21 protein-coding genes are annotated in these 19,737 nt (G+C 68.3%); 8 read left to right on the top strand and 13 right to left on the bottom strand.

The window, feature by feature from the left end; genetic code table 11:
• Position 1: 1 nt before the first annotated feature.
• Complete coding sequence (locus LX81_RS07460) at positions 2 to 1,069, bottom strand: class I SAM-dependent methyltransferase (protein WP_111536669.1); 1,068 nt, start codon at positions 1,067 to 1,069, stop codon at positions 2 to 4.
• Positions 1,066 to 1,962 (bottom strand): prolipoprotein diacylglyceryl transferase, encoded by an 897-nt coding sequence (gene lgt / locus LX81_RS07455; RefSeq protein ID WP_111536668.1) that lies wholly within the window; start codon positions 1,960 to 1,962, stop codon positions 1,066 to 1,068. The genes LX81_RS07460 and lgt overlap by 4 nt, the downstream gene beginning before the upstream one ends.
• Positions 1,963 to 2,054: 92 nt before the next feature.
• Between lgt and LX81_RS07450 the strand changes: the two genes are divergently transcribed.
• The gene (locus LX81_RS07450; RefSeq protein WP_111536667.1) at positions 2,055 to 2,297 is read left to right on the top strand and encodes an accessory factor UbiK family protein; all 243 of its coding nucleotides are present in this window, start codon (positions 2,055 to 2,057) and stop codon (positions 2,295 to 2,297) included.
• 18 nt (positions 2,298 to 2,315) lie between these two features.
• On the opposite strand, the gene LX81_RS07445 is transcribed toward LX81_RS07450, so the two are convergent.
• Positions 2,316 to 3,503: a pyridoxal phosphate-dependent aminotransferase gene (locus tag LX81_RS07445; RefSeq protein ID WP_111536666.1), complete on the bottom strand. Its 1,188-nt coding sequence runs from the start codon at positions 3,501 to 3,503 to the stop codon at positions 2,316 to 2,318.
• Positions 3,504 to 3,511: 8 nt separating this feature from the next.
• Positions 3,512 to 4,258, bottom strand: coding sequence for an SDR family NAD(P)-dependent oxidoreductase (locus LX81_RS07440; protein WP_111536665.1), 747 nt, complete (start codon positions 4,256 to 4,258; stop codon positions 3,512 to 3,514).
• 110 nt (positions 4,259 to 4,368) lie between these two features.
• Between LX81_RS07440 and LX81_RS07435 the strand changes: the two genes are divergently transcribed.
• From LX81_RS07435 to LX81_RS07410, 6 genes are all read left to right on the top strand, one after another.
• Positions 4,369 to 4,605 (top strand): Lrp/AsnC ligand binding domain-containing protein, encoded by a 237-nt coding sequence (locus tag LX81_RS07435; RefSeq protein ID WP_111536664.1) that lies wholly within the window; start codon positions 4,369 to 4,371, stop codon positions 4,603 to 4,605.
• A 23-nt stretch (positions 4,606 to 4,628) separates the two neighbouring features.
• Positions 4,629 to 6,326: an adenine deaminase gene (gene ade, locus LX81_RS07430; protein ID WP_111536663.1), complete on the top strand. Its 1,698-nt coding sequence runs from the start codon at positions 4,629 to 4,631 to the stop codon at positions 6,324 to 6,326.
• Positions 6,327 to 6,502: 176 nt separating this feature from the next.
• Positions 6,503 to 7,195 carry a paraquat-inducible protein A gene (locus LX81_RS07425; protein ID WP_308418330.1) on the top strand — a complete coding sequence of 231 codons (693 nt, stop codon included), beginning with the start codon at positions 6,503 to 6,505 and terminating at the stop codon, positions 7,193 to 7,195.
• Positions 7,159 to 7,803: a paraquat-inducible protein A gene (locus LX81_RS07420; RefSeq protein ID WP_111536662.1), complete on the top strand. Its 645-nt coding sequence runs from the start codon at positions 7,159 to 7,161 to the stop codon at positions 7,801 to 7,803. The genes LX81_RS07425 and LX81_RS07420 overlap by 37 nt, the downstream gene beginning before the upstream one ends.
• A complete protein-coding gene (locus LX81_RS07415) occupies positions 7,800 to 10,652 on the top strand; it encodes a PqiB family protein (RefSeq protein WP_111536661.1) in 2,853 nt (950 codons plus the stop codon). The genes LX81_RS07420 and LX81_RS07415 overlap by 4 nt, the downstream gene beginning before the upstream one ends.
• Before the next feature lies 1 nt (position 10,653).
• Entirely contained in the window at positions 10,654 to 11,208 is a 555-nt protein-coding gene (locus tag LX81_RS07410; protein ID WP_111536660.1) for a PqiC family protein, read from the top strand.
• A gap of 3 nt (positions 11,209 to 11,211) precedes the next feature.
• On the opposite strand, the gene LX81_RS07405 is transcribed toward LX81_RS07410, so the two are convergent.
• The 8 genes from LX81_RS07405 to LX81_RS07370 all read right to left on the bottom strand — a co-directional run bounded on the left by LX81_RS07405 (position 11,212) and on the right by LX81_RS07370 (position 18,534).
• Positions 11,212 to 12,135 carry a carbohydrate kinase family protein gene (locus LX81_RS07405; RefSeq protein WP_111536659.1) on the bottom strand — a complete coding sequence of 308 codons (924 nt, stop codon included), beginning with the start codon at positions 12,133 to 12,135 and terminating at the stop codon, positions 11,212 to 11,214.
• Between the two features lie 12 nt (positions 12,136 to 12,147).
• Positions 12,148 to 13,188: a TFIIB-type zinc ribbon-containing protein gene (locus tag LX81_RS07400; protein WP_234822522.1), complete on the bottom strand. Its 1,041-nt coding sequence runs from the start codon at positions 13,186 to 13,188 to the stop codon at positions 12,148 to 12,150.
• 83 nt (positions 13,189 to 13,271) lie between these two features.
• Positions 13,272 to 14,378: an SPFH domain-containing protein gene (locus LX81_RS07395; RefSeq protein ID WP_111536657.1), complete on the bottom strand. Its 1,107-nt coding sequence runs from the start codon at positions 14,376 to 14,378 to the stop codon at positions 13,272 to 13,274.
• 39 nt (positions 14,379 to 14,417) lie between these two features.
• Entirely contained in the window at positions 14,418 to 15,380 is a 963-nt protein-coding gene (locus LX81_RS07390) for a DUF2927 domain-containing protein (protein ID WP_111536656.1), read from the bottom strand.
• Positions 15,381 to 15,383: 3 nt separating this feature from the next.
• Positions 15,384 to 16,538, bottom strand: coding sequence for a toxic anion resistance protein (locus LX81_RS07385; protein WP_111536655.1), 1,155 nt, complete (start codon positions 16,536 to 16,538; stop codon positions 15,384 to 15,386).
• 17 nt (positions 16,539 to 16,555) lie between these two features.
• Positions 16,556 to 17,455, bottom strand: a complete 900-nt coding sequence (locus LX81_RS07380; protein ID WP_111536654.1) for a 5-bromo-4-chloroindolyl phosphate hydrolysis family protein — start codon at positions 17,453 to 17,455, stop codon at positions 16,556 to 16,558.
• Positions 17,455 to 17,658, bottom strand: a complete 204-nt coding sequence (locus LX81_RS07375) for a hypothetical protein (RefSeq protein ID WP_111536653.1) — start codon at positions 17,656 to 17,658, stop codon at positions 17,455 to 17,457. The genes LX81_RS07380 and LX81_RS07375 overlap by 1 nt, the downstream gene beginning before the upstream one ends.
• A 90-nt stretch (positions 17,659 to 17,748) precedes the next feature.
• Complete coding sequence (locus LX81_RS07370; protein ID WP_234822518.1) at positions 17,749 to 18,534, bottom strand: pseudouridine synthase; 786 nt, start codon at positions 18,532 to 18,534, stop codon at positions 17,749 to 17,751.
• A 52-nt stretch (positions 18,535 to 18,586) separates the two neighbouring features.
• Between LX81_RS07370 and LX81_RS07365 the strand changes: the two genes are divergently transcribed.
• Positions 18,587 to 19,021 carry a nucleoside deaminase gene (locus LX81_RS07365; RefSeq protein ID WP_111536651.1) on the top strand — a complete coding sequence of 145 codons (435 nt, stop codon included), beginning with the start codon at positions 18,587 to 18,589 and terminating at the stop codon, positions 19,019 to 19,021.
• Here LX81_RS07365 and lipB read toward each other — a convergent pair.
• A complete protein-coding gene (gene lipB / locus LX81_RS07360; RefSeq protein ID WP_272939474.1) occupies positions 19,018 to 19,722 on the bottom strand; it encodes a lipoyl(octanoyl) transferase LipB in 705 nt (234 codons plus the stop codon). The two genes, LX81_RS07365 and lipB, sit on opposite strands and share 4 nt — an antisense overlap.
• Positions 19,723 to 19,737 lie beyond the last annotated feature (15 nt).

The following is a 19,737-nucleotide window of genomic DNA, read 5'->3' as shown; positions in this document are numbered from 1 at the left end:
GTCAGGGTCCGTGCCGCGATCCGGGCGGGGAGACGCGACCGTCATGGAGGGCGAGGACCTTGAAGAGGTCGCCCATTTCGCCGGGGTGGGTCAACCGCCGATGTGCGGCGATATGGGCGTCGAGCGCATCACCCGTCAGACGGGCGGCGAGGGCCTCCGCCCGCGGCGTGACACCGAGTTGCTCGAGCCAGAGGCCCTGCGTGGTCAGGGGGGCGGCGGCGCAGGGCGCGGCGCGGGCAAGAGGACCGAAAGCCACATGCGCGGTCAGGTCGGCCTCTCCGGGTGTCTCTAGGGGGCTTTCCTTCCGATGGCAGCGCAGCGCCTGGAACGTGTCGCCCTTCGAGTGCTCCGCCCCGTAATCGATGAGAAGCGCCATGCCACCCGTCCGCGCGATCCGGGCGCCGATCTCTTCGGAGAGCGCCTCCGCCGGGGCGCAGGTCTCGACGAGGTCGCCCGGCGCCGTATCCTCCAGCCGGTGCTCGAGCGCCGCGAGGAAGGCGATGTCGGAGAGAGCGAAGGTGAGCTGCCCCTCGGAGACGCCGACGAGCCGTTCACGCCAGCCCGCCCCGTCGCGAACGAATTGCCGGATGGGCAGCGCGTCCAGGAACTCGTTCGCCACGAGCAGGATCGGCATCTCGGGCAACGCATCGACGGTCTCGATCCATGTGGGCTGCGCGCCCGCGAGCCTTGCCTCCTGCTCTTGCCGCAGTGTCGGGGAGGCCTCGAGCAGATGGAGCCGGATCGCGGCGTGGAAGCCCGGCACGGCGCGCGTCGCGCGCAGCGCGTCCGCCATCAGCGTCCCGCGCCCGGGTCCGAGCTCGACGAGGGCCACCGGATCGGGCGCGCCGCGGTCGAGCCACGCCTGCGCCAGCGCGAGGCCCACGAGCTCGCCGAACATCTGGCTGATCTCGGGGGCGGTCACGAAGTCGCCGGCCGCGCCCAGAGGCATGGGGCGCGTGGTGTAATAGCCGTATCGGGGGTGCAGGAGGCAGGCCTGCATGTACTCGGCGATGGTCATCGGACCGGTCGCGGCGATCTGCCGGACAAGTAGATCGGCGAGTGGAGTCACGGGCGGCCCGGCGTACGCAGCCGCGCGGCCAGGATCATGGCGATCCCGAGCGCGACCATCGGCACCGAAAGAAGCTGCCCCATCGAGAGGCCGGCGGCGCCGATCTGCACGACGTAGCCCATCGGATTGTCCGGCGTGATGAATTGCGGATCGGCCTGCCGGACGAATTCGACGGCGATCCGCGACAGGCCGTAGGCCGCGAGGAACGCGCCGGTCAGCTGTCCCGGCCGCGCGAGCCATCCGCGCGCGAAGGCGAGGGTCAGAAGCAATGCGCCGAGCAAGAGCCCTTCCAGCCCGGCCTCGTAGAGCTGCGAGGGATGCCGCGCGCAGAGCCCCTCGACGCCGGGGCAATCCTGCGCCGCGGCGCCCGGAAAGATCACCGCCCAGGGCAGGTCGCTCGGCCGGCCCCAGAGCTCGGCGTTGATGAAGTTCGCGATCCGGCCGAGAAACAGGCCCGGCGGCGTGGCGAGTGCCAAGAGATCCAGCACCGACCAGATCGGGACCGACCGTCGCAGGGAGACGTAGAGCGCGGCGACCGCCACACCGATCATCCCGCCGTGAAACGACATCCCGCCTTGCCAGATGTAGAGGATCTCCACGGGGTTCGAGAGATAGTAGGCTGGCTGGTAGAAGAGCACGAAGCCGAGCCGTCCGCCGAGCACGATGCCGAGGATCACCGCGGTGACGAGTTCCTCCACGCCCGCCTCGTCCATCGGGCTGCGGCCCTGCGCCCAGAGCCGGGGCCGGCGCACCGCCGCGCGGGCGAGCGCCCAGCCGAGGACGATCCCCACCACGTAAGCCAGCGCATACCAGCGCAGGGCGAAATGAAAGCCCCCCACGTCGATCGCGAAGATTTCCGGGGAGATGTCGGGGAAGGGGATGGCGGCGAGCATGGCGCGAGAAAGCGGTGGCGCCGGGGGGAAGTCAACCTTGAGAATTCTGCCCCCGGCGACCATATCGGGATGAAGCCGAAGGAGAGCCGAGAATGCAGACCCGCAACAAGATGTTCGACGACCTGTCGCAGCTCATGACGAATGCGATGGGCGTGGCGCAAGGCGCGCGCGACGAAGCGCACACCGCCGTCAACGGCATGATCGACCGCTGGCTCGCGGAGCGCGACTTCGTGACCCGCGAGGAATTCGACGCCGTTCGTACGATGGCCCAGAAGGCACGCGAGGAGAACGAGGCGCTGAAGGCGCGGCTCGACGCGATGGGCAAGGCGGAGTGAGATCGGCGGCGCGTGCCGCTACTGCATCACGCGCCTGATCCGGTCGATCGCCCGTTCGATGTTCTCCAGGCTGTTGGCGTAGGAAAAGCGTAGGTAGCCCTCTCCGAACGCTCCGAAACTCGTGCCCGCGACGGTGGCGACGCCCGCTTCCGACAGGAACCGGTCCTGCGCCTCCTTGGAGGTGAGACCGGTCCCTTCGATGTTCGGGAAGGCATAGAAGGCGCCACCGGGATCGGCGCAGCGCATGCCCGGTACGGAATTCAGCGCGCCGACGATCGCCTCCCTGCGGCGGTCGAACTGCGCGACCATGTCCCTGACCGCATCCTGCGGACCCGTTAGCGCCGCGAGACCCGCGAATTGTGCCGCGGCGTTCACGCAGGAATGGTCGTTGATGCAGAGCCGCGTTGCATGCTCCACCATGCTGTCGGGCCAGACGGCGAAGCCCATTCGCCATCCCGTCATTGCGTAGGTCTTCGACCACCCGTCGAGCAGGATCAGCCGGTCGCGGATCTCGGGGTAGGAAAGGAGCGAGACATGCTCCCGCCCGCCATAGAGCATCTGCGAATAGATCTCGTCCGACATCAGCGCGACCTGCGGATGCTCGGCCAGTCCCGCCACGAGCTTGTCGATCTCCGCCTTGGGCGTGACGCCGCCCGTGGGATTGGCAGGCGAGTTGATGATGATGAGCCGCGTACGGTCGGTGATCTGCGCGAGAACGGTCGCGGCGTCGAAGGCGAAACCGTTCTCCTCCTTCAGGGCGATCGGAACGGGCATGGCACCGGTGAAGGAGATGACGGATTCGTAGATCGGGAAGCCCGGATTGGGATAGAGGATCTCGACGCCCGGTCGCCCGAACATGAGCGCCGCGAAGAACATGGTCGGCTTGCCGCCGGGCACGACCACGACATTGTCCGGATCGACCGAAGTCTCTCCCGAAAGCCCGTGGCGCCGCTCGAGATCCTGGGCCACCGCCTCGCGAAGCCGGGGCAGGCCGTTCGCGGGCGTGTATCCGTGATGGCCGTCCGCGAGCGCCTTGCGGCCTGCCTCCACGATATGCTCGGGGGTGCGGAAATCGGGCTGCCCGATACCGAGATTGATGATGTCGTGACCTTCCGCCTGGAGGCGGGAAGCCCGTGCGAGCACCTCGAAGGCGCTCTCCGTGCCGAGGCGGGAGAGCGCGGGCGCGAAATCCGGGTGGAAAGACATGGCGCCGCTCAATAGGTGGCCCGGCCGCCGGACAGGTCGAAGACGCCGCCGGTGGTGAAGCTGTTCTCCTCCGAGCACAGCCAGGCGATCATCGACGCGGCTTCGGAAAGTTCCAGAAACCGCCCGCGCGGGATCTTCGACAGCATGAAGTCGATATGCTCCTGGCTCATCTGGTCGAAGATGCGGGTGCGCGCCGCGGCGGGCGTTACGCAATTGACGGCGATATCCTTGTCGGCGAGTTCCTTGCCGAGCGATTTGGTGAAGCCGATCACTCCCGCCTTCGAGGCGGAATAGGCGCAGGCGTTGGGATTGCCTTCCTTGCCCGCGACCGAGGCGATGTTGACGATCCGGCCGTAGCCGCGCTCCGACATGCCGCGGGCGACCGCGCGGTTTACGTGGAACGTGCCGTTCAGGTTCACCGCGACGATCCGGGCGAATTCCGCGACGTCGTAATCGACCACCTTGGCGTTCGCCCCGGCGATGCCCGCCGAATTGACCGCGATGTCGACGGGCCCGATCGCCTCCTCCGTTTCCTTCAGCGCCTCCTCCACGCTCGACCAGTCCGACACGTCGACCTTTACGCCGACGGCACCGGCGCCGATCTCCTTTGCCGTGGCCTGCGCGAGATCGGAATCGAAGTCCCAGAGCGCGACAGTGGCACCGCCCGCCGCCAGCCGTTCGGCCGCCGCGCGCCCGAGACCCTGAGCGCCGCCGGTCACGATCGCGCGGCGGGACGAGAAATCGTAGCTGTTCATGATGCTCCCCCTTTTTCCCGGCCAGCGATACGCGATTGTCGCGGGCGCGCAAAGGGGCTGGTCTCCATTCGCAGGGGGTGGTCATATGCCCGCCAAAGAAGGAGGGCCGCGTGACCTGCGTCTTCGTCCAGATCCGTTGCAAACCGGGCAGCGCCTACCGCGTCGCCGACGAGATCGTCCTGCGCGAAATCCATTCGGAACTCTATTCCACGTCCGGAGATTTCGACCTTCTCGTAAAGCTCTACATCCCGGAGGGGGAAGATGTCGGCAAGTACATCAACGACCGCCTGCTCGACATCGACGGGATCGTGCGGACGCTCACCACGCTGACGTTCCGGGCCTTTTGACCCACGGCGCGGAAGGGCCGGCGGTGACGGAGCGGCTCGCCCGCCGCATCGCGCAGGGTGCGGGTCGCGAGCCCGCCGATCTCGTGCTGCGCGGCGGTGCGGTGCTCGATGTCGTGACGGGCGATCTGATCGCGGGGGACGTGGCCATCTGCGGCGACCGGATCGTCGGAATCGGCGCGACCTACGAGGGGCGCGTCGTGCGCGAGGTGAAGGGCCTCACCCTAGTGCCGGGCTTCATCGACACGCATCTGCATATCGAGAGTTCCCTCGTCACGCCGCTCGAATTCGACCGCTGCGTGGGCCCGCGCGGGGTGACGACCGCGATCTGCGACCCGCACGAGATCGCCAACGTCCTCGGCATGGACGGCATCCGCTTCATGCTCGCGCAGGCGGAGCACACGCTCATCGACGTGATCGTGCAGCTTTCCTCCTGCGTGCCCTCGACGGAAATGGAGACTTCCGGTGCCCGGATCGAAGCGGCGGAGCTTGCCGCGCTTCGCGCGCATCCGAAGGCGATGGGGCTCGCCGAAGTGATGAACTATCCCGGTGTCGTCTCCGGCGATCCGGGTCTTCTCGAGAAGCTCGCGGCCTTCGCGGACGGGCCGATCGACGGGCATGCGCCGCTCCTGTCGGGGCGCGACCTGAATGCCTACGTCGCCGCGGGGATCGCGACGGAGCACGAGGCGACGGGGCTCGCGGAGGCGCGGGAGAAGCTGCAGCGGGGAATGCGGATCCTGATCCGCGAAGGCTCCGTCTCGAAGGATCTCGACGCGCTCATGCCGCTGATGACGGAGCGGCTCGCGCCCTATCTCGCCTTCTGCACCGACGACCGCAATCCGCTCGATATCGGCGAGGAGGGGCATCTCGATCACATGATCCGCCATGCGATCGCGGGCGGCGTCGATCCGCTCGTCGCCTACCGCATCGCCTCGCTTTCGGCTGCCGAAGCGTTCGGGCTGAAGGATCGCGGGCAGATCGCGCCGGGCAAGCGCGCCGACATCGTGGCGCTCGGATCGCTCGCGGCGTGCGACGCGCAGGCGGTCTGGTGCGGCGGCGTGGAACTGACCGAGGCGGCCTTCGCCGCGCGCGGCAAGGTGGCGCCCGTCGGACGGGCTTCCGTGAAGGCACCACCCGTCACGCCAGGGACGTTCCGCCACGGAGCGAACCGGACGGCGACGGACGTGATCGGCATCCAGCCGGGACGGATCCTGACCGATCATCTCCACGAGGACGTGGCGCCGAACGGGGGCGACAAGCCGCCCGATCCGGCGCGCGATCTCGCCCGGATCACGGTGATCGAGCGGCACGGCAAGAATGGCAACGTGGCGTCGGGCTTCGTGCGCGGCTTCGGGATCCGCTCGGGCGCCGTCGCCTCCACCGTCTGCCACGACCATCACAACATCGTCTGCGTGGGCGTCGACTACGCCGACATGGCGCTCGCGTCCGGACGTCTCGCGGAGATCGAGGGCGGGTTCGTCGTGGCCAAGGGCAGCGTCATCCGCGCCGAACTCGCGCTGCCCGTCGCCGGGCTCATGAGCCTCGAGCCTTTCGAGACCGTCCGGGCGGCGCTCGAGGAATTGCGCGAGGCGGCAAAGGGGCTCGGCATCGTGCTGGACGAGCCGTTCCTGCAACTGGCCTTCCTCGCACTGCCCGTGATTCCGGCATTGAAGATCAGCGATCGCGGCATGATCGACGTCACCCGGTTCGAGATCCTGCCCTGACCGCGACGAAACGGCCCGTCCAAGCGATCCGCCCGCGATGTTGCACGCCTGCATCGATCGCGGAGGCAATCCGCACAATACGGCGTGAACGGGATGGCGCAGCCACGCCTTGGGGCCGGATTCGCCGCGAGCGGGCTTGCCTCCGGACGACGGATGACCATTCTCGGGTGCGGATCGTGGCGCGGCCTTCCGCCCGCCTTTCGGATGCGACAGGGGGACACGGCATCACCGACGCGAGACAGACCGACGAGATCGAAGACCTGATCGCCTGCCCGCAATGCGACGCGCTCTACGTCGCGCGGACGCCGGAGAACAACATGCGCGTCGTCTGCTCGCGCTGTCACACCGTGCTCATCGCGCCGCGGCAGGGGGCGTTCCTCCGGGTCATCGCGCTGGCCGTGACGGTCACGATCCTGATGGTCGGCGCGACCTTCTTCCCGTTCCTGCAGGTCCACGTTCAGGGGCTGAGCAATTCGGCGTCTGTCTTCGACGCCGCGCTGGCCTTCATGGATGGCGGCTGGATGCTGGCGCTTTCCGTCGCGACGGCAGCACTCATCGTCTTCATCCCCGTCCTGCGTTCGCTCCTCGTCATCTACGTGCTGACGCCGCTCGCCTTCAACCGCCGGGCCCTTCCCGGCGCGCGGCGGGCGTTCCGCTGGGCGGAGGATCTGCGGCCGTGGTCGATGGCCGAAATCTTCGTGATCGGTTGCGCGGTCGCACTCGTGAAGGTGGCCGATCTCGCGCAGGTCGATTACGGTCCCGCCTTCTGGATGTTCGCGGCGCTGGTCGTCGTGACAGTCTTTCAGGACGGAATGATGGATCGGTGGACCATATGGCGCTCTCTGGACGCATCGCGACCCCGCCGCTGACCGCGCGCGAGAGCGGCCTCGTCGCCTGCACGCGATGCACGAAGGTGTGGCCGCTCGGCACGGAGAGTTGCGCACGATGCGGATCGACACTCGTCTCGCGTGACTACCGCTCGCTGCAGCGGGTCTGGGCATGGCTGACGGTGGGCATCCTTTGCTACATTCCGGCCAACCTTTATCCGATGCTCGAGACTCGGATGCTCTTCACCACGCAACGCTCGACCATCGTCGAGGGTGCGCTCGACCTCGCCGCGCACGGCGCGGTGGGAATCGCGCTCATAATTTTCGTCGCTTCGGTGCTGATTCCCGTGGGGAAATTCATAGCGGTGGGCTGGCTCGCCTATTCCGTGTCCAAACCGTTGTCCATGGAGCCACACCGGCGGCATAAACTCTACGAGCTCGTTGAGTTCATCGGTCGCTGGTCCATGATCGACGTGTTCGTCGTGGCCATCATGTCGGCTCTCGTGCAGCTGAACGTGGCGGCGGCGATCCATCCGGGGCCGGCGGCGATCACCTTCGCGCTCTCGGTGATCTTCACGATGCTCGCGGCTCAGAGTTTCGACCCACGCATGATCTGGGACACCCAGGACGGAAGGCCCCCTTCGGAATGACGGATACACCCCCCGAGACAGACGGCGCGGCTGAACCGGAACTGCGCTCTGCCCGCCGTTCGCTTCTGAGCCGGGTGTCGATCGTCTGGATCGTGCCCATCCTCGCGCTCCTGGTCTCGCTGGGCGTCGTCTGGCAGCGCTACGCCGATCGCGGGCCGATCATCCAGATCGCCTTCGAGGACGCCGCCGGCATCCGTGCGGACGAGACGCAACTGCGCTACCGCGACGTGGTCGTGGGCCTCGTGGAGGCCGTGCATTTCAGCCAGGACCTCGAGCGCGTGCTCGTCGATGTCCGGGTGGACAAGGAGGTCGCGCCCTTCATCGATTCGGAGGCCGAGTTCTGGGTGGTGACGCCGCAGGTTTCCGCCCAGGGCGTGACCGGGCTCAACACGATCCTCTCGGGCGTCTTCATCGAGGGCAATTGGGACAGCGTCGCAGACGAGGCGAAACGGGAGTTTACCGCGCTCAGGTCGGCGCCTCTCATCCGCTACGGGCAGGAAGGGCTGACCGTCCGACTGCGCTCGGCCTCGGTCGACGGTCTGTCGGAGGGCACGCCCATCCTCTATCGCGGGATAGAGGTGGGCCAGATCGCCAACCTGCGGCTTTCCGACGACGGGGTCTCGGTCGAGGCCGACGCCTTCATCAGCGCACCCGAATCCCGTCTCATCAATTCGGCGACCCGGTTCTGGGACACGTCGGGCTTCAATTTCCGCTTCGGCGCCCAGGGCGCGGAGCTGAATGTGGCGTCGATCGCGTCCCTCGTCACCGGCGGCGTGACCTTCGACACCACCGTCTCGGGCGGTGAAGCGGTCGATCAGAACGCGGTCTTCCGACTCTATGACAGCGAGGATGCGGCGCGGGCCAGCGTCTATGCCAACAATGCCGATTCCGATCCCGTCACCCTCGCCATCCTCTTCGACCAGACCGTGCCCGGTCTCGAGGTCGGCGACGAGGTGGAATTCGGCGGGATCCGCGTGGGCCAGGTCGAGGCGCTCACCGGCGTCATGGACGAGGAGCAGTTCGGCGATCGACAGGTCCGTCTGCAGGTCCTGATCCAGGTCGACCCGGCGCGGATGGGGCTCGAAGACGATTCCGAGGATATCGACGTGATCGACTTCTTCGATTTCGCGGTCCGCAACGGGCTGCGTGCGCAACTTCAGACCGCCTCGATCCTCGGCGGCCTCCAAGTCGCGCTCGTGCAGATCAACGACGCGCCCGATGCCAGCTTCGACCGGAACGCGGAACCCTATCCGCGCATTCCGAGCATCGAGCCGGACATCTCCGATTTCGCCGATACCGCGGAGGGGGTCTTCAACCGGGTCAACAATCTGCCGATCGAGGAACTGCTGAACGGTGCCATCGACGTCATGGCGAGCGTCAATTCCATCCTCAACGACGAGGGCGTGACCGAGACGCCGCGCGAGGTCCTGTCGCTCCTGGGCGACGTGCGCAATCTCGTGGGCTCGGAGGACGTGCAGGCCTTGCCCGGACAGGCGGGCGAGATCATGGCGTCGCTCCAATCGACGGCCGGACAGCTCGAGGCCGTGGTCGTCGAGCTGACGGAGGCGGGCGCGGTGCAATCGCTCGTCGCGGCGCTCGACGCGGCGGAGACGGCGGCCAACTCGGTCTACGAGGCCGTGGACGAGGTGCCCGAAACGCTCGACGGGATCGATACCGCCATCGTGTCGCTCGACGAGCTGATCACGACCGTGAACAGATTGCCTCTCGAATCGGTCGTGGACGAGGCCGAAGGCTCGATCGCCGCTCTGCGCACGCTTCTCGCCGCGCCCGCGACTCAGGGCCTGACCGGCGATGTCTCCAGTGTCCTCGGCCAGGTCGAGGGTCTCGTGGACGACGTACGGTCGAGCGGCCTCGTGGCCGATGCGGATGCGGCGATCAACGACATCCGCCAGATCGCGGCCGATTTCTCGCAAGCCCTGACGCCGCTTCTGGCCGATGCACGGGCCTTCATGTCGTCGGCGCAGGACGCGGCGGACGGCGTTCCCGATGCCGTGGCCCAGCTCGAGATGCTGCTTGAAAGCACCAACGCGCTCGTGACCGACATCGACGCGCTGCCGCTCGATCAGGTTCTGGACAACGTGAACACGGTCCTGACGGGTGTCGACCAGTTCCTGCTGCTCGAAGGTACGCAGTCGCTTCCCGCGGAAGTGAACGACACGCTGCGCCAAGTTCGCTCGCTCCTCGAAAATGTCGAGGACAGCGGCGTGATCGCGCAGGCCACGGGAACGCTCGAGGCGACGGAGAGCGCCGTGCGCGACATTCGAGGCGCTCTCGAGCCGGTCCTGTCGGAGGCGCAGCGGGCCGCCGCCGCGGTGGCGGAGGCCGCCGACGACGTGCCCGCCATCACCGAACGCGCGCAGGAGATCGCCGACCGGATCGACGAGCTTGTGACCGAGGCCGCTTCCCTCCCTCTGGAGGAACTGGCAGCGCGGGCTTCCGCACTGCTCGACAGTGCCAACACGCTCGTCGCGTCGGAGGACACGCGAGCGCTGCCGGCCGATCTTTCCGCGGCGCTGGGCGAGGTCGAGCGCCTCCTCATCCAGGTCCAGGAGGGTGGGCTCATCGCCAATGCCAACGCCACCCTCGCGGCAGCCGAAAGCGCGGCCGGCGCGATCGCGGAGGCGTCGAGCGGCCTGCCAGATATCGTCGATCGCCTGAACGCGATCCTCGCCGAGGCCGAAGGAGCCGTCTCGGGTTACCAGGTCAACGGCGCATTCGGGTCCGAGGCCCGCTCGACGCTGCGCGACATCCGTGAAGCGGCTCAGGCGGTCGACGCGCTTGCCCGGCAGATCGAACGCTCCCCCAATTCCCTCCTTTTCGGACGCTGACATGACCCGATCGATCGCCTTGACGACCCTCCTCCTTCTCGCGGCCTGCGGGTCCGCCCCTGTGCGCTACGACCTCCCGCCGGAGATCGCGACGGTGCAGATCCCCGTCTCCTACGGCGCGATCGAGGTGCGGGAGGTCACGCTTCCCCGCTACGCGTCGGAGGAGAATATCTACTTCGAGGATGCGTCGGGCGGTCTCGTGAGCAATCCCGGCCTTCTCTGGGCGGACGATCCGACCCGGTCCTTCACCGAAGGGCTCGCCTTCTCGCTCGCCGCTCAGACCCGGGCCCGCGTCGCCGCGGAGCCGTGGCCGTTCTCCGATTTCCCCGATGCCCGTGTCGATGTGCGGTTCAGCCGGGCGCTGGCGGGCAATGACGGGTATTATCGCATCGCGGGGCAGTACTTCGTGGCGCCCGTCGAGGGCGCGCGGGCCGATGTCGCGCGCCGGTTCGCCATCGCGGAGCCCTACGACGCGCTCGATCTGCCCTCGATCGCGGCGGCGAAGGGGCGGGCGATCGGTGATCTGGCCGCGCTCATCGCCCGCGACGGCCTCTGAAACTCAGGTCAACTCGCGCGCGTAGGGCGGGTTGGCGCCCGCCCGGCTGACCGTCACCGCGGCCGCTTCGGCGCCGAGCGCGATCGCGCGTCCGACCGTCTCCGCATCGAGCGCGCCGATCGCGTCCTTCTTCAGCATGCCCTGGCGCGCGAGCGACGCCAGAAGGCCCGCGTTGAACGTGTCCCCGGCCCCGACCGTGTCGACGACCTCCACGGTATGCGCCGGAACGCGGACCGCACGGCCGCCCGGCATGTAGCCCGTCACGCCATGCGCACCCTCGGTGATGCAGACGAGCCGCGGCCCCGCATCGAGCACCTCCTCCGCGAGCGCGGCGAGGTCGCCCGCGCCCTTGAGCCAGCGCAGATCCTCGTCGGAAAGCTTCACGATGTCGGCGAGGCCGAGCATGTGGCCGATCCGTTCCCGGTACGCCGTCTCGTCGGTGATGAAGGACGCACGGATGTTCGGGTCGAGCATCATGACCTTGCCCGGCGCGTCGCGCGCGGCCAGCGCCTCGTAGGCCGTGGCGCAGGGCTCGACCATCAGGGAGATGCCGCCGAAGAAGAGTGCGTCGGCCGCATCCGTCTCGGGCAAGTCGTCGGGCTCGAGCATCCGCGCGGCGGTGTTCTCGTCGTAGAAGGCGTATTGCGCCTGACCGTTCGTGAGCGTCACGAAGGCGAGCGTCGTCGGCCTGTCGGAGCGGCGGGCGAACCGCGTCTCCACCCCGTCATCGGCGAGGGCCCGCTCGAGCATCTGGCCGAAGAGATCGGTCGACAGCCCCGTGAAGAAGCCCGTCGGGGCACCGAGGCGCGCCAGCGCGATGGCGGTGTTGAAGACCGACCCTCCGACATGGGGCGCAAAGGTGGCATCGCCTCCCACGCCCGTCTGCGGCAACATGTCGATCAGCGCTTCTCCACAGCACAAGATCATCCTGGCCCTCCCTCAACCGCCCTGCATCGCGTAGACGTACCCCACGATCGCGGCGAGGATAAGCCCCGCGATGACCGCAAGTGCGATCTTGATCGTCGAATAGGGTCGGGCACCGCGGACTCGGCCCGTCTGTCCGTTGACCACGAAACGGAAGCTCTTGCCGTTGTAGCGGTAGGCCGCGAGCCAGACGGGCAGCAGGACGTGCTTGAAGGTCACGGCGGAGACGTCCGTCTCGATCGCGTGGATGCGCTGCCGGTCGCCGCCGATGTCGAAGCGCACATCGCGCGCGATCTGCGCGTCCATGACGGCCCTCGCGCGGGTGAACCCCTCCTCGAGCGGGACCTGGTAGCCTTCCGCACGGAAGCCCGCGAGGTAATCGGGGGAATAGGGCGTGAGCGCGGTCAGGTCCCACGGTGCGAGGCCGTCCGTATGGTCCGCGGGCAACGAGGTCGAGGCGAGGACGAGGACGTCGTCGAAGAACCGCGCGACCCGCCCCGTGACACCGCGCCAGCGCACGCGCTGCACGCTGACCCGTTGCGGCTTGCCGTCGCGCATCACGGTCCGCGTCTCGTAATAGACCGTACCGCGCTCGCCGCGGTAGCGCGAGCGGGTCTCCGCGTCGAAGGTCCAGTAGGGGACGTAGATGCCCTGCATCCTGCGGCCCCTGCGGGCATAGCGCGCCAGACCGTTCGGAGCGAACCAGAGCGACCCGAGCCAATCCCGCATCGCCTCCTGCGCGGCCGCCTCGTCGATCGAAAAGGGCAGGAGGCCGCGCGGCTTGATGTGCCGATGCGTCCCGGTGTCGATCACGACGGGCGTGGCGCAGAACGGGCAATCGGTCGCGTGGATGTCCGGATCGAACTCCACCTCCGCCCCGCAATTGGGGCAGCGGGAGATGCGCGTCTCTTCCATCTCGCTCGCTGGAAGGGCCGCCTCCAGGGCGGTCTGGAAGTCGAGCTCGCGTATGGCGGGCGGGGCCTTGTCCTCTGCGAGAGGGGCGGTGTTGCCGCAATGATCGCAGAGAAGCAGGCCGCGGGCGGGATCGAAGCGCATCGCCGCGCCGCAGGCCTCGCAGGGGAAGCGGTGATCGGCGGGATCGACGCCTGCCGCGCCCCAGGGTCCGGTGGAGGAGGGGCTCACGCGTCCGGCGGGGGCGGCGGCATCACGGTGAAGAGCTGCGCGAGCTCGGCGACGTCCTCAGCCCGCATCCAGCCGTCCTGGCCCTGGGTCCAGACATAGCTGTCGCGGGAAAGCGTCCCTTCACTGACCATCCGGCCCATTCTGGCGCGCGAATAGGGGCCATGCGTGCGCCCGCCCTCCGCTATGTGCCAAACATGCTCCACCGGCGGTGGCGGTGGCGGCGGCGGCGCGGCGGCGGGGCGCGGCCCCCAGGGGCCCGATTGGCCCATCTGGCGCGCCATCTCGAGCCCGATCCCCGCGCCGAGGCCCGTACCCATCGCGTCGCCCGCCGCGCCGCCCTCGCGCGCGAGGGCCTCCGCGGCCTGGAACTGCGTGTAGCGCCCGAGATCGCCCACGACGCCCATCGAGGTCCGCTTGTCGAGCGCCGCCTCCACCGCGGCGGGCAGCGAGATGTTCTCGATGTAGAGCTCCGGGATCGCCACCCCGTACTCAGCCATCGTCACAGCGATCTCCGCCGCCACCAGACGGCCCAGATCGTCGGTATTGGCCGCCATGTCGAGGACCGGAATGTTCGACGAGGCGATCGCGCGGGAGACCTCCTGCACGATGACGTTCCGGAGCTGGAAGCTGATCTCGTCGGCGGTGAAGGCGCCATCGGTGCCGACGATCTCGCGCAGGAACCGCGCCGGATCCGCGACCTTCATCGCATAGGTACCGAATGCGCGTACGCGGGTCGGGCCGAATTCCGGATCGCGCAGGATCACAGGGTTCTTCGTGCCCCATCTGAGATCGGTGAAGCGCCGCGTGGAGACGAAGTAGATCTCGGACTTGAACGGCGAGCGGAACCCGTGATCCCAATGCTGGAGCGTGGTCATCACCGGCATGTTGTTCGTCTCGAGAAGGTAGAGGCCGGGCGTGAACACGTCCGCGAGCTGCCCTTCGTGGACGAAGACCGCCGCCTGGCCCTCCCTGACGGTGAGCTTGGCGCCGTACTTGATCTCGTGGCCGTAGCGCTCGAAGCGCCAGACCATCGTGTCGCGACTGTCGTCGGTCCAGTGGATGACGTCGATGAATTGTCCGGAGAGAAAGTCGAAGATGCTCATCGCCCTTGCCCCTGCCAAGCCGCGCGGCCCTTTATCGCCTCAGGACGATCCGCCGACAAGCTCTTCGGCGATGCGCCGGGCGATCGGCGCCGCCTCGTCGGGCCGCATGCCGGGGCGCAGGCGTGGATCGTAAAGCATCTTCAGGAGCAGTTCGTCGTGGCGGGTGAGAAGCGCGAATTCCTCGTCGTCGTTGAAGATCGAGGGTCGCGCGGTGGGCGTGTCGTTGGGAAGGCCGAGGCCTTGCGCGATTTCCTCGTGGATGCAGGAGAGCCGCAGGAGGTCGGGATGTTCGGCGCGAATGATCGAGATCGCGCGGGTGTAACGGCCGCTATCGCTGGGATCGAGCGCGAAGACGACGCAATAGCTCGATTTCGGCAGTGCGAGGATGGAGTTGAGCGCGATCTCCGAAATCCCCGGCACCAGGCGCCGGAGCTCCGGACCGAGCGCGCGGCGCTCGTCCTCGTCGACGATGAAGACGGTGAAGTTCCCGTTCGACGGGACGGTCGAAACGGGATGCCCGGTCGCGCTCTCGAGCCGGTTGGCAAGGCGCTCGACATTGGCACGGTCGCGCAGGCGCTGGCCGGCGGGAACGGAGGCGCCGAACATCGTGTCGATCCGCACCGGCTGCTCCCAGCGATGCAGGCGGCTTTCGGTCTCCCGCGCGACCAGACGTCCGGTATCGGTCGCGTATTCCTCGAAAAGTGCGACACGGACGAAGGTCCGCGCGAGCCTGTCGGCATCGAAGGGCGTATCCACCCCGCCACCGTCGCGGCGCAGGAGGCCTTGCGAGAGAAGGTCGTTCTGGACCCGCGCGTAATAGGTCGAGAGAAGCCGGCTGCTCTCGGACCTCTGAGGAGGATCCGGCGCGTCTGGCGAGGCCGCGGGGGGAGCGGGGCGCGCGGCGGGGCGCGGTGACGGATCGACGGGGCCCGGGCTCTCGCACCCCGCGAGAAAAAGCGCCGCGACGAAGACGGCGGCAAGGGGGAACCGGGGGATTTGCATGGATCAGCCGGTCCGCCCGCCATCGCGCGACCGCGCCGCGGCGAGGGTCTGCTTGAGTTCCGCTTCCATCTGACCCAGATCCGCCTCAGCAGCGGCACGCCGCGCCTTGCCCTCGTCGGCGATCCTGAGACTATCCTCGATCGTGGCGACGAGATCGGCATTGGCGGCCTTCACCGCGTCGATGTCGAAGACGCCGCGCTCGACCTCCTGACGGATCTTGGCGTTGGCCTGCCGGAGGTTCTTCGCATTGGCCGAGAGAAGCTCGTTCGTCAGGTCGTTGGCGCCCTTCACGGCATCGGCCGCGTCCTCCGACCGCTGGATCGTGACGGCCTGCGCGAGCTGCGTCTCCCACAGCGGCACGGTGTTCACGAGCGTGGAGTTGATCTTCATCACCAGGCTCTTGTCGTTCTCCTGCACGAGCCGGATGGAGGGCAGGGACTGCATCGTGACCTGCCGGGTGAGCTTCAGGTCATGGACGCGGCGCTCGAGATCGTCGCGCGCGGAACGCAGGTCGCGCAGCGCCTGCGCCGCCATCACGTCGTCGTCGAGGACGCGGGCCTCCCGGGCGGGAATCTCCTCGGCATCGACCCGGCGGAGCTTCTCCTCGCCCGCCGCGATGTAGAGGCCGAGCTCGTCGTAGAAGGCGAGCGTCTTCTCGTAGAGCTTGTCGAGCGACTTGATGTCCTTGAGAAGCTGGTGCTCGTGACCTTCTAGGGCGGCCGTCAGTCGGTCGATCTGGCTCTGCACGTCACGGTAGTGTTCGATGAACTTGGCCATCGGCGCTGCGCGGCCGAGCATCTTCTCCCAGAACGTCCGCTTGCGCCGGACATCGAGCTCCGCCGCGGAAAAGCCACGCAGCGTGGCGACCATGCCGCGCAGGCTGTCGCCCGCCGGGCCCACATCCTTGTTGCGGACATCGGCGAGCATCGACTGGCTGATCCGCTGCAATTCCGCCTGCGCGGCGCTTCCGAAGCGGACGATGGAATTGGTGTCGGAGATGTCGATCTCCGCCAGCCGCCGTTCGATCTCGCTGGCTTTCGCCGGATCGGCCGCCGCGTAGGACACGACGTCGCTCGCCGGATCGGGAAGGCTCAGCCGGGTGAGCTCCTCGACATCGGCGCTGGCTGCCGCGGCCTTCTTCCTCGTTTCGTCGGACATGGCGGAGGGTTCCGTCTTCAGGTTTTCCGTTGGGCGAGAACGCCATCGCGTGCGAGCCGGTCGCGCAGCACCTCGATCTCCACATCGAGATCGGAGCGGTCGTCAAGCAGCATCGTCTCCGTGCGGCGGGCAAATCCCTCTTCGAGATCGTCGAGCAACAGGATGTAGTCCTTGCGGACCTCCGGATCACGATTTCGCGCGTAGAGATCGGCGAATTTCACCGTCGCATCGCGCGCCCCCAGGAGGTAGACCCCGAGCCAGCGGCGCGCGCCGGACAGGTCGCGCGGATCCTCCTCCACCCGGCGGAACATCCTGCGCGCCGTGTCGGAGAAGCGCGCCAGCCGATCCTCGAGCGTCCGATCGCCGAGCGGGGCGAGGGCGGCCTGCATCCGGGCGAGATGCCCCTCCGCCTCGTCGACGGCGCGGGCGACGCGCTCCGTCTCGAACGTATCGCCGCCCGCCACGCCCTTGTCGCGCATCGGATCGGGGCCGAACGCCATGACGTGGAGAACGGCACCGAGTACGCCCAGGACGATCGGCCCCGCGAGGCTCCCGGCCCCGGCGGCCGCGAGGGCGAGACCGATCCCGGTCAGCGCCGATCCCATGATCTTGCGCGGAAGCGCGGGGCGGCGCGCGACCTTGCGGGCCTCGAACGCCTCCTCCGCCCGGACACCCTCGCGCGTCAGCGTGGCCGCCCCCATGAGGACACCGAAGGCCGCGAGATCGAGCGCGAGACCGACAGGGTCCTGTCCGAAGGCGAAGAGGACGAGCGGGAAAGGCGCGATGAAGAGCGCGTTCAGTCGCGCCCCGTGGCGTGCCCGCCGCTTGCCCTGCCAGCGATCACCGCCCGATTTCGTGCGCGCGTCGGCCTTCGGGATGTCGGAGGGACTGTACCGGTCGCCGAACCGCCGGGCCATCAGGCCCCTCCCCAGATCGCCGTGTAGAGGATGAGGGCGACCAGAAGGACATAGGACATCTTCTGCATGGTTCCCCCTCCGAATTCGATCCGTTCGATGCGTTCGCGCCCGGCGGAAGCCGCGCCCCGCAGCAGGGACAGGGCGAGGTAGGCCATGGAAGACACCACCGCCAGAACCGCCATCGCCAGGATCAGTCGCGACATCGTCCGTCTCCGCTGCGTTTGGCCCGAACGATCACCGGCCGTGCCTTAAGGATGTGTGGCCACCGCGTCCGGATGTAAAGTCCACGAGCCTCAGCGACGCCGCCGTACGTTCCGCGTCTTGGCGGGTGCGTGCCCTTCGGTCCCGAGACCGAGCTGGTCGCGCAGCACCCGGGCCTTGACCTCCTCCACGGCGCCCGCGGCAAGGTCGTTCAGGCGGAACGGACCGAAGCTCACCCGGATCAGCCGGCTCACGGCGAAGCCGAGATCGCCCATCGCGCGGCGGATCTCGCGGTTCTTGCCCTCCCTGAGGCCGATCGTCACCCAGGCATTGGCGCCCTGCTGGCGATCGAGCGTCACGCTCATCGGCTGGAAGCGCGTGCCCTCCACCTCGATCCCGCGCCGGAGCGGCTCGAAGGCCGCGTCGTCGGGCGTGCCGTTGATGCGGACCCGGTACTTTCGCAGCCATCCCGTCGCGGGCAGTTCCAGACGCCGCTTGATCCCGCCATCGTTGGTCAGAAGCAGAAGACCTTCGGAGTTCAGGTCGAGCCGGCCCACCGACACGACGCGCGGCATCCCTTCGGGCAGCGCGTCGAAGATCGTGCGGCGGCCCTTCTCGTCGCGGTCCGTGCTCACGAGGCCCGCCGGCTTGTGGTAGAGCCAGAGCCGCGGCGCGGCGGGCGGATCGAGCGCCGTGTCGTCGACGGTGATCCGGTCCTTCTCCGTCACGTTCAGGGCCGGGCTATCGATCCGCTTGCCGTTCACCTTGACGCGCCCCTCCGCGATCAGCTTCTCGGCATCGCGGCGGCTAGCGCGTCCGGCGCGCGCGATTACCTTTGCGATCCGGTCGCCGGGCGGGGGAGAGGGAGGGCTTGCCATGCCGTTCGCATAGGGCGATGCACGATCCGTGCAAAGCCCCTTTCGTTCCCACATGGACCTCGCACTGCGCGCCGCGCGCGACGCCGCCGATCGGGGCGAGGTCCCGGTGGGCGCGGTCGTGGTCGCTGCCGACGGAGCCGTCCTCGCCGTGCGCGGCAACGAGACCCGTGCGCGCAACGATCCCTCCGCCCACGCGGAAGTGCAGGCGATTCGCGCGGCCTGCGCGAGTTTGGGTGCGGAGCGGCTGCCGGGCGCCGACCTCTACGTCACGCTCGAGCCCTGCGCGGCCTGTGCGGGCGTCATCGCGGCGGCCCGGATCGCCCGTCTCTATTACGGGGCCGACGATCCGAAATCGGGCGGCGTCAAGCATGGCGCGCGGGTCTTCTCCCATCCGCAAAGCCATCACCGGCCCGAGATCTACGACGGGATCGCGGCGGAGGAATGCGCGGCGCTGCTGCGCGACTTCTTCGCGGCGCGCCGGGACTAGGCGGGATCGGGCGCGCCGAAGACGGTGTCGAAGGTCCGGCGCAGCGCGGTGTCGACATCCGACATGACCACGGGCAGCCCCAGATCGACGAGGCTCGTCACGCCGTGATCGGCGATCCCGCATGGCACGATACCGTCGAAATGGCTCAGATCCGGCTCGACGTTTACCGCAAGCCCGTGAAACGACACCCATTTCCGCAAGCGTACGCCGATCGCCGCGACCTTGTCCTCCGCCGGAGCACCGTCCGGTCCCGCGGGCTTTTCGGGCCGGACGACCCAGACGCCGACCCGGCCCGGCCGGATTTCTCCGACAACATTGAACTCCGCGAGCGTCGCGATGACCCAGGCCTCGAGATCGGCCACGAAGCGGCGCACGTCGTGGCCTCGTCGCGCGACGTCGAGCATGACGTAGACGACCCGCTGTCCGGGGCCGTGATAGGTGTACTGCCCGCCCCGTCGGGTCTCGAAGACGGGAAAGCGGTCGGGATCGACAAGGTCGGCACGCTTCGCCGACGTGCCCGCCGTGTAGAGCGGCGGATGTTCGAGGAGCCAGACGAGTTCCTCCGCGCCCGCTTCGCGGATCGCCACCGCGCGCGCCTCCATCTCCTCGAGCGCCGCCTCGTAGGCGACGGGCTCGGCGCTGATCCGCCATTCCACCACGTCGGATCGTCCCCTTCGTTCCTGCCATCGGCCCTTTTGCAGAAGAAAGCGCTGCTG

This window comes from Palleronia aestuarii, from assembly GCF_003253995.1.
Classification (GTDB): Bacteria; Pseudomonadota; Alphaproteobacteria; order Rhodobacterales; family Rhodobacteraceae; genus Palleronia; species Palleronia aestuarii.
The sequence above is the reverse complement of the archived record's forward strand: the minus strand, read 5'-3'. Positions and strand labels throughout refer to the sequence as shown.

Bases quoted from the DNA above. Each gene is read 5' to 3' on its own strand.
- LX81_RS07410 (WP_111536660.1), top strand. From the start codon at position 10,654: ATGACCCGATCGATCGCCTTGACGACCCTCCTCCTTCTCGCGGCCTGC.
- LX81_RS07385 (WP_111536655.1), bottom strand. From the start codon at position 16,538: ATGTCCGACGAAACGAGGAAGAAGGCCGCGGCAGCCAGCGCCGATGTC.
- LX81_RS07440 (WP_111536665.1), bottom strand. From the start codon at position 4,258: ATGAACAGCTACGATTTCTCGTCCCGCCGCGCGATCGTGACCGGCGGC.
- LX81_RS07400 (WP_234822522.1), bottom strand. From the start codon at position 13,188: ATGCGCTTCGATCCCGCCCGCGGCCTGCTTCTCTGCGATCATTGCGGC.
- LX81_RS07365 (WP_111536651.1), top strand. From the start codon at position 18,587: ATGGACCTCGCACTGCGCGCCGCGCGCGACGCCGCCGATCGGGGCGAG.
- LX81_RS07405 (WP_111536659.1), bottom strand. From the start codon at position 12,135: ATGATCTTGTGCTGTGGAGAAGCGCTGATCGACATGTTGCCGCAGACG.
- LX81_RS07380 (WP_111536654.1), bottom strand. From the start codon at position 17,455: ATGGCCCGGCGGTTCGGCGACCGGTACAGTCCCTCCGACATCCCGAAG.
- LX81_RS07450 (WP_111536667.1), top strand. From the start codon at position 2,055: ATGCAGACCCGCAACAAGATGTTCGACGACCTGTCGCAGCTCATGACG.
- LX81_RS07375 (WP_111536653.1), bottom strand. From the start codon at position 17,658: ATGTCGCGACTGATCCTGGCGATGGCGGTTCTGGCGGTGGTGTCTTCC.
- LX81_RS07420 (WP_111536662.1), top strand. From the start codon at position 7,159: ATGGCGCTCTCTGGACGCATCGCGACCCCGCCGCTGACCGCGCGCGAG.
- LX81_RS07445 (WP_111536666.1), bottom strand. From the start codon at position 3,503: ATGTCTTTCCACCCGGATTTCGCGCCCGCGCTCTCCCGCCTCGGCACG.
- lgt (WP_111536668.1), bottom strand. From the start codon at position 1,962: ATGCTCGCCGCCATCCCCTTCCCCGACATCTCCCCGGAAATCTTCGCG.
- LX81_RS07395 (WP_111536657.1), bottom strand. From the start codon at position 14,378: ATGAGCATCTTCGACTTTCTCTCCGGACAATTCATCGACGTCATCCAC.
- LX81_RS07390 (WP_111536656.1), bottom strand. From the start codon at position 15,380: ATGCAAATCCCCCGGTTCCCCCTTGCCGCCGTCTTCGTCGCGGCGCTT.
- LX81_RS07370 (WP_234822518.1), bottom strand. From the start codon at position 18,534: ATGGCAAGCCCTCCCTCTCCCCCGCCCGGCGACCGGATCGCAAAGGTA.
- LX81_RS07415 (WP_111536661.1), top strand. From the start codon at position 7,800: ATGACGGATACACCCCCCGAGACAGACGGCGCGGCTGAACCGGAACTG.